The sequence below is a fragment of the Pseudomonas sp. P9_2 genome, from assembly GCF_034008255.1.
Classification (GTDB): domain Bacteria; phylum Pseudomonadota; class Gammaproteobacteria; order Pseudomonadales; family Pseudomonadaceae; genus Aquipseudomonas; species Aquipseudomonas synxantha_A.
This window is the reverse complement of sequence record NZ_CP125376.1, coordinates 3,287,017-3,299,745: the sequence shown is the minus strand read 5'-3', so window position 1 is coordinate 3,299,745 and position 12,729 is coordinate 3,287,017. Positions and strand designations below refer to the sequence as shown.

General features: G+C 60.6%; 10 protein-coding genes. 7 read left to right on the top strand and 3 right to left on the bottom strand.

Going from position 1 to position 12,729, the window contains the following annotated elements; genetic code table 11:
* Nucleotides 1-12: 12 nt before the first annotated feature.
* From QMK52_RS14770 to cobA, 7 genes are all read left to right on the top strand, one after another.
* The gene (locus tag QMK52_RS14770) at nucleotides 13-588 is read left to right on the top strand and encodes an ANTAR domain-containing response regulator (protein WP_005790358.1); all 576 of its coding nucleotides are present in this window, start codon (nucleotides 13-15) and stop codon (nucleotides 586-588) included.
* A 145-nt stretch (nucleotides 589-733) separates the two neighbouring features.
* On the top strand, nucleotides 734-1,945 hold the full coding sequence (locus tag QMK52_RS14765; protein WP_078822055.1) for a nitrate/nitrite transporter: 1,212 nt from the start codon (nucleotides 734-736) through the stop codon (nucleotides 1,943-1,945).
* The gene (locus tag QMK52_RS14760) at nucleotides 1,945-3,615 is read left to right on the top strand and encodes a bifunctional protein-serine/threonine kinase/phosphatase (protein WP_320403013.1); all 1,671 of its coding nucleotides are present in this window, start codon (nucleotides 1,945-1,947) and stop codon (nucleotides 3,613-3,615) included. The genes QMK52_RS14765 and QMK52_RS14760 overlap by 1 nt, the downstream gene beginning before the upstream one ends.
* Before the next feature lie 233 nt (nucleotides 3,616-3,848).
* The gene (nirB, locus tag QMK52_RS14755; RefSeq protein WP_005790363.1) at nucleotides 3,849-6,302 is read left to right on the top strand and encodes a nitrite reductase large subunit NirB; all 2,454 of its coding nucleotides are present in this window, start codon (nucleotides 3,849-3,851) and stop codon (nucleotides 6,300-6,302) included.
* Nucleotides 6,299-6,616: a nitrite reductase small subunit NirD gene (gene nirD, locus QMK52_RS14750; protein WP_005790365.1), complete on the top strand. Its 318-nt coding sequence runs from the start codon at nucleotides 6,299-6,301 to the stop codon at nucleotides 6,614-6,616. The genes nirB and nirD overlap by 4 nt, the downstream gene beginning before the upstream one ends.
* Complete coding sequence (locus QMK52_RS14745; RefSeq protein ID WP_320403012.1) at nucleotides 6,616-9,324, top strand: molybdopterin-dependent oxidoreductase; 2,709 nt, start codon at nucleotides 6,616-6,618, stop codon at nucleotides 9,322-9,324. Before nirD ends, QMK52_RS14745 begins: the two co-directional genes overlap by 1 nt.
* 10 nt (nucleotides 9,325-9,334) lie before the next feature.
* Nucleotides 9,335-10,078 carry a uroporphyrinogen-III C-methyltransferase gene (gene cobA / locus QMK52_RS14740; RefSeq protein ID WP_005790369.1) on the top strand — a complete coding sequence of 248 codons (744 nt, stop codon included), beginning with the start codon at nucleotides 9,335-9,337 and terminating at the stop codon, nucleotides 10,076-10,078.
* 60 nt (nucleotides 10,079-10,138) lie between these two features.
* Here the strand turns inward: cobA and QMK52_RS14735 are convergent, their stop codons facing one another.
* The 3 genes from QMK52_RS14735 to QMK52_RS14725 all read right to left on the bottom strand — a co-directional run bounded on the left by QMK52_RS14735 (nucleotide 10,139) and on the right by QMK52_RS14725 (nucleotide 12,729).
* Nucleotides 10,139-11,119 (bottom strand): OmpA family protein, encoded by a 981-nt coding sequence (locus QMK52_RS14735; RefSeq protein ID WP_005790371.1) that lies wholly within the window; start codon nucleotides 11,117-11,119, stop codon nucleotides 10,139-10,141.
* A gap of 107 nt (nucleotides 11,120-11,226) precedes the next feature.
* On the bottom strand, nucleotides 11,227-11,817 hold the full coding sequence (sigX, locus tag QMK52_RS14730; RefSeq protein WP_003193286.1) for an RNA polymerase sigma factor SigX: 591 nt from the start codon (nucleotides 11,815-11,817) through the stop codon (nucleotides 11,227-11,229).
* 87 nt (nucleotides 11,818-11,904) lie between these two features.
* Nucleotides 11,905-12,729, bottom strand: a complete 825-nt coding sequence (locus QMK52_RS14725) for a mechanosensitive ion channel family protein (protein ID WP_003193288.1) — start codon at nucleotides 12,727-12,729, stop codon at nucleotides 11,905-11,907.

The following is a 12,729-nucleotide window of genomic DNA, read 5'->3' as shown; positions in this document are numbered from 1 at the left end:
AGGAGCTCAATGATGCTACGAATCCTGTTGATCAATGACACCCCGCGCAAGGTCGGGCGCCTCAAGGCCGCGCTGACCGAAGCCGGTTTCGAGGTGATCGATGAATCCGGCCTGACCATCGACCTGCCCGCACGCGTCGAAACGGTGCGCCCGGACGTGATCCTGATCGATACCGAGTCACCCGGCCGCGATGTGATGGAGCAAGTGGTGCTGGTCAGCCGCGACCAGCCCCGGCCTATCGTGATGTTTACCGATGAGCATGACCCGAATGTGATGCGCCAGGCAATCAAGTCCGGCGTCAGTGCCTATATCGTCGAAGGCATTCAGGCCCAACGCCTGCAACCGATCCTCGATGTGGCCATGGCCCGCTTCGAGAGTGACCAGGCCCTGCGCGCGCAGTTGCAGGCCCGCGACCTGCAATTGGCCGAACGTAAACGCATCGAGTTGGCCAAGGGCCTACTGATGAAAATGAAGAGCTGTAATGAAGAAGAGGCGTACACCCTGATGCGCCGTCAGGCCATGAGTCGCCAGCAGAAACTGATCCAGGTGGCAGAGCAGATTATTGCCATGAGCGAGTTGCTCGGCTGATCTGGCTCAGCTCTTGCTAAAGAATCCTCACAGGTAACCAACGGCGGTTGCCCCTCCACGACAAAGACGTCGCCCACCCGGTTTGCCCTCGCGAACCCGGTGGCGGCGTTTTTTCGTTTCAGACCCCCAACCGTTGAGGTGCGTGATGAAATCAAGCTTCTGGAAATCCGGGCACACCCCGACCCTGTTTGCCGCGTTCCTGTATTTCGACCTGAGCTTCATGGTCTGGTACCTGTTGGGCCCGCTGGCGGTGCAAATTGCCGCCGACCTGCACCTGACCACCCAGCAGCGCGGCCTGGTGGTGGCCACGCCGATCCTGGCGGGCGCGGTCCTGCGTTTTCTGATGGGCATGTTGGCCGACAAGCTGTCACCCAAGACTGCCGGGCTGATAGGCCAAGTGATTGTGATCGTGGCGCTGTTCTGCGCCTGGAAGCTGGGGATCCACAGTTACGAGCAAGCCTTGCTGCTGGGCGTGTTTCTGGGCATGGCCGGTGCCTCCTTTGCCGTGGCTCTGCCCCTGGCATCGCAGTGGTATCCCGCAGAGCACCAGGGCAAGGCCATGGGCATCGCAGGTGCCGGTAATTCCGGCACCGTATTTGCCGCCTTGCTGGCACCGGTGCTGGCGGCTGCGTTCGGCTGGAGCAATGTGTTCGGCTTTGCGCTGATTCCGCTGGTCCTTACCCTGATCGTATTCGCCTGGCTCGCACGCAACGCGCCACAACGTCCGAAAGCCAAGTCCATGGCCGACTACTTCAAGGCCCTGGGCGACCGCGACAGCTGGTGGTTCATGTTCTTCTACAGCGTGACCTTTGGTGGCTTCATCGGCCTGGCCAGCGCCCTGCCCGGCTACTTCAACGACCAATACGGCCTGAGCCCGGTGACCGCCGGTTACTACACCGCAGCCTGCGTGTTCGGTGGCAGCCTGATGCGCCCGCTGGGCGGCGCCCTGGCCGACCGTTTTGGCGGGATCAAGACCCTGCTCGGCATGTACAGCGTGGCGGTGATCTGTATTGCCGCAGTGGGTTTCAACCTGCCCAGCTCCTACGCGGCGCTGGCGCTTTTCGTCTGCACCATGCTCGGCCTGGGTGCCGGAAATGGCGCGGTATTCCAATTGGTGCCGCAGCGTTTTCGCAGTGAGATCGGCGTAATGACCGGCTTGATCGGCATGGCCGGTGGCATCGGCGGCTTCGCCCTCGCCGCCGGCATGGGCGCGATCAAACAGAGCACCGGCAGTTACCAGTTGGCGCTGTGGTTGTTCGCCAGCCTCGGAGTGCTGGCCTGGTTTGGCCTGCATGGCGTCAAGCGCCGCTGGAGAACTACCTGGGGCTCGGCTGCAGTCACCGCCGCCCGCGTCTGATGAGCCTTCGACTGAGCGTCGCCCAGGCCAGCGCCATTGGCCCACGCAGTGAAAACCAGGATGCGCTGCGGGTGGTCACACCGATGGCGGAACTGGCGGCGAGCAAAGGCTACCTGTGCGCATTGGCCGATGGCGTCAGCCAATGCGCCGACGGTGGCCTGGCCGCGCGCTCGACCTTGCAGGCGCTGGCGCTGGACTACTACGCCACGCCGCAGACCTGGGGCGTGGCCCAGGCGCTCGAACGTCTGTTGGTCGCGCAAAATCGCTGGCTGCAAGCCAACGGTGGTGGGCAACCGTTGCTCACCACCCTCAGCGCCCTGGTGTTTCGCGGCCAACGCTTCACGCTGGCCCATGTCGGTGATTGCCGTGCATATCGCTGGTTCGACGGCGAGTTGCAACGCCTCAGCGAAGACCATGTGTGGGAACAGCCGGGTATGCAGCACGTACTCAAACGCGCCCTTGGCCTGGATCAGCACCTGGTGCTGGACTTCCTCGACGGCCAATTGCGCGAGGGCGAATGTTTCCTTTTGCTCAGCGACGGGGTGTGGGCAACGTTGGGCGATCACAGCATTGGCGCGATTCTGCGTGAGCAAGACGACCTCGACCTGGCCGTCAGCACCCTGGTCAGCGCCGCCCACCTGGCCGGCAGCCAAGACAACGCCAGCGCCTTGCTGGTGCGCATCGACCAACTCGGCGCCGCCACCCTCGGCGACGCCTTGGTGCAGTTGCAGCAATGGCCACTGCCGCCGCCGCTGAAGGTTGGGCAGATCTTTGAAGGCTGGGAGGTGCAAAGCGTGCTCGCGCAGAGTCGGCAGTCGTTGCTGTATCGCGTGCACGATGCGCAGCGGCAATCCTGGCTGCTCAAGACCTTGCCCTTGCGCCAAGACGATGACACTGACGCCGCCCAAGCCTTGTTATCGGAGGAATGGTTTCTGCGCCGCGTCGCTGGCCGTGCCTTTCCGGAGGTGCATGCCGCCAGTGGTCGTCAGCATTTGTACTACGTGATGCGCGAATACCCCGGGCAGACCCTCGCCCAGCTGTTTCAACAACAAGGCCCGCTGCCACTGGCGCAATGGCAGTCGATCGCCGAACGCTTGCTGCGCGCCGTGGGCCTGCTGCATCGTCGACAGATTCTGCACCGCGACATCAAGCCGGAAAACCTGCTGCTGGGCGATGACGGGGAACTGCGGGTGCTGGACTTTGGCCTGGCCTACTGCCCTGGCCTTTCTGAAGACCGTGCCCACTTACTGCCCGGCACCCCGAGTTTTATCGCGCCCGAAGCTTTCGCAGGCGAGCATCCTACTGCGCAACAGGATTTGTATAGTGTCGGTGTGACCTTGTATTACCTGCTGACTGGGCATTACCCCTACGGCGAAATCGAAGCCTTCCAACGCCCGCGTTTCAACCAGCCTGTCAGCGCCAGCCGCTATCGCCCCGACCTGCCGGATTGGTTGCCCCACAGCCTGGAGCGCGCCGTGGCCGCCCTGCCCGCACAGCGCTATGAAACTGCCGAAGAATGGCTGCTGGTACTGGAACAGGCCGACCGCCGCGAACTGAGCGTACGGCCAAGGCCGCTGCTGGAGCGCGAGCCGCTGAAGGTCTGGCAAACCCTGGCAGTGGCCTCACTGTTGATCAATCTGGTGCTGCTGTACTGGCTGCTGCACCACTAACGAGCAAAATCCACCTCTCTCCTGTTTAAACGCCCAATAAAACTGGGGGTTTGCAACTTGGCACAGCTGCTGCATTAGGTCTTCCAACAACCCACATATAGCCGCCCCTTCAACGTCGAAGGGTCGAGCTTCCCGAGAGAACGGGACCAGGACAAAGGCGTCCTCGCTAGCTGACTAGCGGGGACGCCTTTTTTTGTTTGCGCATGATTTGTCGAGCCATTGCGGAGAACGACATGAAAAAACTCAAACTGGTGATGATCGGCAACGGCATGGCCGGGGTTCGCACCCTTGAAGAATTGCTCAAGCTGAGCAGCGAGCTGTACGACATCACCGTGTTCGGCGCCGAGCCCCACACCAACTACAACCGCATCCTGCTGTCGCCGGTGCTGGCCGGTGAGCAAACCTTCGAAGAGATCGTGCTCAACGACCTCGACTGGTACCTGGATAACAACGTCAAGCTGCTGCTCAACCGCAAGGTGGTGCAGATCGACCGGGTCAAGCGCAAAGTCATTGCCGAAGACGGCACCGAGGCCGAGTACGATCGCCTGCTGATCGCCACCGGTTCTACGCCGTTTATCCTGCCGATTCCCGGCAACACCTTGCAGGGCGTGATTGGCTACCGTGACATTGCCGACACCCAAGCGATGATCGACACCGCCAAGACCCACAAGCACGCGGTGGTGATCGGTGGCGGCCTGCTCGGCCTGGAAGCGGCCAACGGCCTGATACTGCGCGGTATGCACGTCACGGTGGTGCATATCGGCGAATGGCTGCTGGAACGGCAACTGGACAAGACCAGCGGCCAGTTGCTGCAAACCGAACTGGAAAGCCGTGGCCTGGTGTTTCGCCTGTGCGAGCAAACCCAGGCCTTGCATGATGCCGGTAATGGTCGCGTCGGCTCGGTGCAATTCAAAAATGGCGACATCATCCCGGCCGACCTGGTGGTGATGGCCGCCGGTATCCGCCCCAACACCGAACTGGCGGAGAAGTCCGGCATCCCCTGCAACCGTGGGATCCTGGTCAACGACACGATGCAAACCTACGACCCGCGCATCTACGCGATCGGCGAATGCGCCAGCCATCGCGGGATCGCCTATGGCCTGGTGGCGCCGCTGTTCGAACAGGCCAAGGTCTGCGCCAACCACTTGGCCCAACTGGGCTTTGCCACTTACAAAGGCTCGGTGACCTCGACCAAGCTGAAGGTGACCGGCATCGACCTCTTTTCTGCCGGCGACTTCATGGGCGGTGAAGGCACCGAGACCATCACCCTCTCCGACCCGATCGGCGGCGTATACAAGAAGCTGGTAATCAAGGACGACATCCTGGTCGGTGCGTGCCTGTACGGCGATACCGCGGATGGTGGTTGGTACTTCCGCCAGATCCGTGAGAACCATGCAATTGGCGAGATCCGCGATCACCTGATGTTCGGTGAGAACGCCTTGGGCGATGTGGGCCATCAAGGCCAGGACAAAGCCATGAGCATGGCCGACAGCGCCGAAGTCTGCGGCTGCAACGGCGTGTGCAAAGGCACCATCGTCAAGGCAATCCAGGAACAAGGGCTGTTCAGCGTCGATGAGGTGAAAAAACACACCAAGGCCGCCAGCTCCTGCGGTTCCTGTGCCGGGCTGGTTGAGCAGATCCTGATCAACACCGTGGGCGGCGCGGCTGACGTCAAACCCAAAAGCGAAAAGGCCATCTGTGGGTGCAGCGACCTTAATCACGGGCAGATCCGTCAGGCTATCCGCGAGCAGCACTTGCTGACTATCGACAGCACCATGCGCTACCTGAACTGGCGTACCCCCAATGGCTGTGCAACATGTCGCCCCGCTCTCAACTACTACCTGATTTCAACCTGGCCGGGCGAGGCCAAGGACGACCCGCAATCACGACTGATCAACGAACGGGCCCACGCCAATATTCAGAAAGACGGCACCTACTCTGTAGTCCCACGGATGTGGGGCGGCGTGACCAATCCTTCGGAGCTGCGCCGCATCGCCGATGTGGCCGACAAGTACAACGTGCCGATGGTCAAGGTCACCGGCGGCCAGCGCATCGACTTGCTCGGCATCAAGAAGCAGGACTTGCCAGGGGTGTGGAAGGACCTGGACATGCCGTCCGGCCATGCCTACGGCAAATCCATCCGCACCGTGAAAACCTGCGTGGGCAGCGAGTTCTGCCGTTTCGGCACGCAGAATTCCACCCAATTGGGCATTGAGCTTGAGCATGACCTGTTCAATATGTGGTCACCGCACAAGGTCAAGCTGGCGGTGTCCGGTTGCCCACGCAACTGTTCGGAAGCGGGCATCAAGGACGTGGGAATTATCGGTGTCGACTCCGGTTGGGAGATGTATATCGGCGGCAACGGCGGCATCAAGACCGAAGTCGCGGAGTTTTTCGTCAAGCTCAAGACCGCCGATGAAGTGCGCGAATACAACGGCGCATTTCTGCAGCTGTACCGCGAAGAAGCGTTCTACCTGGAACGCACGGTGCACTACCTGCAACGAGTGGGCATGGAACACATCAAGAAGGCCGTACTCGAAGACCCGGCCCGCCGCCAGGCGCTCAATGAGCGTTTGCAGTTCTCGCTGTCATTCGAACAGGACCCGTGGAAGGAACGCCTGGAACAGCCGCTGCTGAAAAAGGAGTTCGACGTTATCCCGGTCAAACAACTGGAGGTGTCGCTATGAACTGGCTGGATATCTGCGCCCTTGATGAAATCAATACCCTGGGCTCGCGCATCATCAGTGGGCCCAAAGGCGACATCGCGATTTTTCGTACCAGTGACGACGAAGTCTTCGCCCTTGACGACCGTTGCCCGCACAAGGGCGGCCCGCTCTCCCAAGGCTTAATCTATGGCAAGCGCGTCGCCTGCCCGCTGCACAACTGGCAGATTGACCTGGCGTCCGGCGAAGCCCAGGCGCCGGATATCGGCTGCGCCCACCATCATCAGGCCCGGGTAGAAAACGGCCGGGTGATGCTGGCCCTGCGGGACGCGGGTTGATGAACCGCCAGACCACCGCGTCCACCTGCTGTTATTGCGGCGTGGGCTGCGGCGTGCTGATCGAGCATGACGGCGAGCAGATCCTGGGGGTGCAAGGCGATCCGAGCCATCCGGCCAACTTCGGCAAATTGTGCAGCAAAGGCGCCAGCCTGCACCTGACCGGCGACGTGAGCGCCCGCGCCCTGTATCCGGAGTTGCGCCTGGGCAAAGGCTTGGCCCGTGCCCGCACCGACTGGGACACCGCCCTGGATCACGCCGCCAACGTGTTCGCCGAGACCATCGCCGAGCACGGCCCGGACAGCGTGGCGTTCTATATCTCGGGGCAACTGCTGACCGAGGATTACTACAGTTTCAACAAGCTGGCCCGGGCGTTGGTGGGCACCAACAATATCGACAGCAATTCTCGGCTGTGCATGTCATCGGCGGTGGTCGGCTACAAGCGCAGCCTGGGCGCCGATGCGCCGCCGTGCAGTTATGAAGACCTGGAAAACAGCGATTGCGTGATGATCGTCGGCAGCAATATGGCCTACGCCCACCCGGTATTGTTCCGACGCCTGGAGCAGGCCAAAGCGCAGCGCCCGCAGATGAAAGTACTGGTGATTGATCCGCGGCGTACAGACACCTGCGATTTGGCTGACCTGCACCTGGCAATCTTGCCGGGGACGGACGTGGCGTTGTTTCACGGGATTTTGCATCTGCTGCTGTGGGAGGACTGGGTTGATCGTGCGTTCATCCAGGCCCACACCGATGGCCTGGCCGAGCTCAAACGCCTGGTGCATGACTACACGCCGCAGATGGTCACGCAGTTGTGCGGGATCAGCGTCGAACAACTGCGCCTATGTGCGCAGTGGGTCGGCACATCCAGCAGCTTTTTGTCGCTATGGTGCATGGGCCTCAACCAATCCACTGCCGGCAGCGCAAAAAACAGCGCGTTGATCAACCTGCACTTGGCCACGGGCACCATTGGCAGGCCGGGGTGCGGGCCGTTTTCCCTGACCGGTCAACCGAATGCCATGGGCGGTCGCGAAACCGGCAGCCTGTCCAACCTGCTGCCGGGCCACCGCGAGGCATCCAACCCGGAACATCGCGCTGAAGTGGCCGCCTATTGGGGTGTGGAGCAACTGCCTGCACCCACCGGCTTTACCGCGATCGAACTGTTTGAACAGATACAGGCAGGCAAGATCAAGGCCCTGTGGATCGCCTGCACCAACCCTGCACAATCCTTACCCGACCAGAACGCCGTGCGTGCGGCCTTGGCGGCGTGCCCGTTCGTGGTGTTGCAGGAGGCGTTTCGTACCACCGAAACCGCCGCCTATGCCGATCTGCTGTTGCCCGCCGCCAGTTGGGGCGAAAAAGACGGCACGGTCACCAACTCCGAGCGGCGTATTTCCCACGTACGCCGCGCCATCAACGCACCGGGAGAGGCGCGGGCGGACTGGGCAATTACCGTAGATTTCGCACAGCGCCTAGAGCGTCGCCTGCGGCCGGGGTTGCCCAGCCTGTTCGCCTTCACACAGCCGGCGCAACTGTTTGACGAGTTCAAGGGGCTCACCCACGGGCGTGACCTCGACTTGTCCGGTATCAGCCATGGCCTGCTCGACCAGCTCGGCCCGCAGCAATGGCCGTTTCCTAAAGGCGCACAGGCGGGCACAGCGCGCCTATATAGCGATGGCATCTTCCCCACCGACAATGGCCGGGCGCGGTTTGTGGCCGACCCTTACCGCGCGGCCAAAGAACAAAGGGACGCGCGTTTCCCCCTGACCTTGATCACCGGCCGTCTGCGTGACCAATGGCACGGCATGAGCCGCACCGGCACGGCCGCACAGTTGTTCGGGCATGTCAGTGAAGCGCTGTTGAGCCTGCACCCGGACGAGCTTCGCCGCCACCGCTTCCAGGAAGGTGACCTGGTCAGCCTGAAAAGCCGTCGCGGCAGCGTGATCGTCGCCGTCAGCAGCGATGACAGCGTACGCCCCGGCCAGGCATTTCTGCCGATGCATTGGGGCGACCGCTTCCTCAAGGGCGGCGTCAATGTGATCACCCAACCGGCGTTTGACCCACTGTCCAAACAGCCTGAACTCAAGCACAGCGGGGTGCGCCTGGAAGCCGTGCAACTGCCGTGGCAGCTGTTCGCGTTGATCGAGGGCAATGTGCAGCAGCATTTCGAAGCGCTGCGCCCGCTGTGTGAGGAATTCGCCTACGTCAGCCTGAGCCTGGCCGGCCGTGAACGCCCTGCGTTGCTGGTACGGGCAGCCCATACCGAGGCGCCGGACCTGCATTTGTTGACTCGGATTGACCACTTGCTGGGCCTGAACGACGGTCCGGTCATGGCCTACGACGACCCGCGCCGCTCAATCGGCAAGCGCGTGAAAATCGAAAAAGGCCGTATCACCGCCCTGCGCCTGGCCGGCGAAACCCTGGCCCGCCACTGGTTGCAAAGCCTGTGGCTGGAAGGCCGGGCCGACGAGCAACTGCGGCGCTGGTTGCTGGCGCCATTGAGCGCGCCACCGGGCGGTACCACGGCCAGCAACAAGATTGTGTGCAACTGCAAGAACGTCAGCGAAAACGCCGTGTGTGCCGGTATCGGCAGCGGCCTGGACCTGGATGGCCTCAAACAGGCCCTGGGCTGCGGCACCCAATGCGGCTCCTGCGTGCCGGAAATCAAACGTCTTTTGGCCAGCAACCCGCAGCCAATCGCCATCAGTGTGTAAGGGGAACAACATGAGTGCAAAAGTGTGGCTGGTAGGCGCGGGGCCCGGTGATCCGGAGTTGCTGACCCTCAAGGCAGTCAGAGCCCTGCATGAAGCGGACGTGGTGCTGATTGATGACCTGGTCAACCCGGCCGTGCTCGAACACTGCGGCGATGCACGCGTGATTACCGTCGGTAAACGCGGTGGCTGCCGCTCCACCCCTCAGGATTTTATCCATCGCCTGATGCTGCGTTATGCCCGCCAGGGCAAATGCGTGGTGCGGCTCAAGGGCGGCGACCCGTGCATTTTTGGTCGCGGTGGCGAAGAGGCGCTGTGGCTGCGCGAACGTGGCATTGAGGTGGAGTTGGTCAACGGCATCACGTCGGGGTTAGCCGGGGCGACGAGCTGCGATATTCCCCTGACGTTACGCGGTGTGAGCCGTGGGGTGACGCTGGTCACTGCTCATACTCAGGACGACAGCCCGTTGAACTGGCGCGCACTGGCGGAAAGTGGAACCACACTGGTGGTGTACATGGGCGTGGCGAAGCTGGAGGAGATTCGTCAGCAGTTGCTCGAAGGTGGGATGACCCCGGACATGCCCGTGGCGATGATCGAAAATGCTTCGCTGCCCCAGCAGCGCGAATGCCGCAGCGATCTGGAGCGGATGCATGAGGATGCGCAAGCGTTCGCCCTGAAGAGCCCGGCTATCCTGGTGATTGGTAGCGTTGCTGATGCTGCGCAGGCGGCTTGCCTGGCGACGGCGGCCAGTGCCTGAGGCAAATTCCAGGCGAAAAAAACCCGGCCTAAGCCGGGTTTTTTTGTAAAGCCAGGCTAATTACTTAGCGGTGGCTTCAACAGCTGCTTCTACGCGACGGTTAACAGCGCGGCCAGCTTCAGTTGCGTTGTCAGCAACTGGGCGGGACTCACCGTAACCAACGGAAGTGATGCGGCTAGGAGCTACGCCATCTTTAACCAGGACTTGCTTAACAGCGTCAGCACGACGCTGGGACAGCTTCTGGTTGTAAGCGTCTGGACCGACGGAGTCAGTGTGACCAGCAACTTCTACGTTGGTGTCTGGGTACTGAGCCATGAAGTCGGCCAGGTTTTTCACGTCGCCGTAGCTGTTAGGCTTAACAACCGACTTGTCGAAGTCGAACTTAACGTCCAGCTCAACACGAACAACCTGAGCAACCGGAGCTTCTGGCTCTGGAACTGGCTCTGGAGCTGGTGCTGGGGTAGGAGCTGGAGCAGCTGCGCCAGCGTTACCGCCGAAGTTCACGCCCAGGCCAACCAGTGCGGAGTAGTCCCACTTGCCGTTGTCCAGACCGTAGTCAGCTTCAACACCAGCACGTGCGTACAGGTTGTTGGTGAAGTAGTACTTCACGCCGGTACCGATGGTGGCGAAAGTGGTCTGGTCGCGACCGCTGTGGCCATCAGCCTTGACGTTGGTACGGCTCTGGTGGCCGAAACCGCCTTCAACGTATGGACGCAGGCTATCAACGCCAGCCTGACCGAAGTGGTACTGAGCAACGAGGCTGCCAGTGTCACCTTTGATCTTCTGGTTGCCAGTGCCGTCGTTCGAACGGGTGTGGTTGGTCTTGTCGTACGACAGATTCAACGACAGATCGTCGGTCAGGAAGTAACCAATGCGAGCGCCTGGGTTGAAGCCGTCTTCGATGTGCTTAACGCTATCGTTGTACTGCTTCTTGTAGAACAGCTCGCCTTCAACTGCGCCTTGGCCTTGTGCCAGAACGCCGAAAGAAGTAGCGGCAATAAGAGAACCAATGGCCAAGCCCAAGGTGTTTTTCAGTTTCATCCGTTAAATCCCCATCTGGTGATTGTAAAGCAGTCCCACAAACCGGGGGACAACTCGGCGACAAGTCTAACAGAACTTGCCTACACGTAAGAGATATTTGCTACGCACTAAGTTTCAGTCTCGCCCGCAAATTTCTCACGTAATTTATCAAGAGCACGTTTGTACCGCATTTTTGTAGCACTCAAGCCCATATGCATGATGTCAGCGATTTCCTGGAATTCCAGCTCTGCGACAAAGCGAAGCACCAGAATTTCCCGGTCAATCGGGTTCACATGCACCAACCAGCGATCAAGTCCGCCCTTCTCCTCGGGTGCCGGCGCCTTTTCTTCAGACGCCTCCTCAAGGGGGTCCAGACTCAATGCGTCCATCAAGCGACGCTTTCGCCGTTCCTTCCGATACTGCGTGATGCACTCGTTGTACGTGATGCTGTACAGCCAGGTCTTGAACTTCGATTTGCCCTCGAAGTTCTTCAGGCCATATAGCACCTTGAGCATCACTTCCTGACAGACATCGTCCGCGTCTCTATCGTTCCCCAAATACCTTGAACAAACGTTGAACAGAGTGCGTTGATACCTGCGCATCAATTCTTCGTACGCGCGTGTTACGTGAAACAGCTCCGTGTGCGAGCGCGCGACCAACTCCTCATCAGAGAGCTCACGGGGGTCATAGCGCGTGGACAGCGTTTGGGCTTTATTCAAAACAAGTCGTGCCGGCAGTCAGGTCAATGTCCGTTGCAACCCGGTCACCCGGGTTTGCGGCGGCGTACATTAGCAGGGTTTGCCGGATTAGCGGCTACTGACCTGCTGCTCCAGGAGAATCCGGTTGGACAGCGAAACCAGTTCTCCGTCATCGGTCAGCACTGTCGTCTTGACCGTGCCGATCTCCTCGATCTGCCCTTCAACCTCGCCCACACGCACTTGTTGCCCAACCTGATATAGCTCACGCACATAGATTCCCGCAAGAATCTGACCGGCAATTTCCCGGCTTCCCAAACCCATGGCCAGTGCAACGGCCAGACCAACGGTAATCAAAACAATCACAATGACGTGGTTCAGCAGGTCAGTCTTGACCTCCAACTGGCTGATCGCGACGGAAATACTGATGATGATCACCAGCCCCTGTGCGATTCGCCCCAAGCCTGCCGCGTAGTCCAACCCCACGCCTTCAGCGGCCCCGCGCACCAGCCCATTGGCCAATTGCGCGAGTAAAACACCTACCAGCAACACCAGCGCGCCGCCGAAAACTTTCGGCAAATACAGTGCCAGCATGTCGAGCGTAGCTGAAACTCGCTCAAGTCCAAGGGATTGCGCTGCAGAAACCAGAAAAATAAGTAGAACAAACCAGTAGACGATCTTGCCGATCAAGGTAGAAATCGGCACCTGCAGCCCGGCGCGACCCAGCAATTTGGTCAAACCGGTGCCGGCCATCAGGCGATCCAGCCCGAGTTTGGCGAGCAGCTTGGACAACAGGGTGTCGAGCAACTTGGCCACGACAAAGCCCAGCAACACCAGGACCAGGGCACCAAACAGGTTGGGAATGAAATTCGCAACCTTGGTCCACAATGCGGTCATCGCAGTGACCAGGCTCTGGGTCCAGAGATCAAGTTCCAT

Coding starts and splice junctions, on each gene's coding strand:
- QMK52_RS14770 (WP_005790358.1), top strand. CDS start 13: ATGCTACGAATCCTGTTGATCAATGACACCCCGCGCAAGGTCGGGCGC.
- QMK52_RS14735 (WP_005790371.1), bottom strand. CDS start 11,119: ATGAAACTGAAAAACACCTTGGGCTTGGCCATTGGTTCTCTTATTGCC.
- QMK52_RS14725 (WP_003193288.1), bottom strand. CDS start 12,729: ATGGAACTTGATCTCTGGACCCAGAGCCTGGTCACTGCGATGACCGCA.
- QMK52_RS14745 (WP_320403012.1), top strand. CDS start 6,616: ATGAACCGCCAGACCACCGCGTCCACCTGCTGTTATTGCGGCGTGGGC.
- nirD (WP_005790365.1), top strand. CDS start 6,299: ATGAACTGGCTGGATATCTGCGCCCTTGATGAAATCAATACCCTGGGC.
- QMK52_RS14765 (WP_078822055.1), top strand. CDS start 734: ATGAAATCAAGCTTCTGGAAATCCGGGCACACCCCGACCCTGTTTGCC.
- cobA (WP_005790369.1), top strand. CDS start 9,335: ATGAGTGCAAAAGTGTGGCTGGTAGGCGCGGGGCCCGGTGATCCGGAG.
- QMK52_RS14760 (WP_320403013.1), top strand. CDS start 1,945: ATGAGCCTTCGACTGAGCGTCGCCCAGGCCAGCGCCATTGGCCCACGC.
- nirB (WP_005790363.1), top strand. CDS start 3,849: ATGAAAAAACTCAAACTGGTGATGATCGGCAACGGCATGGCCGGGGTT.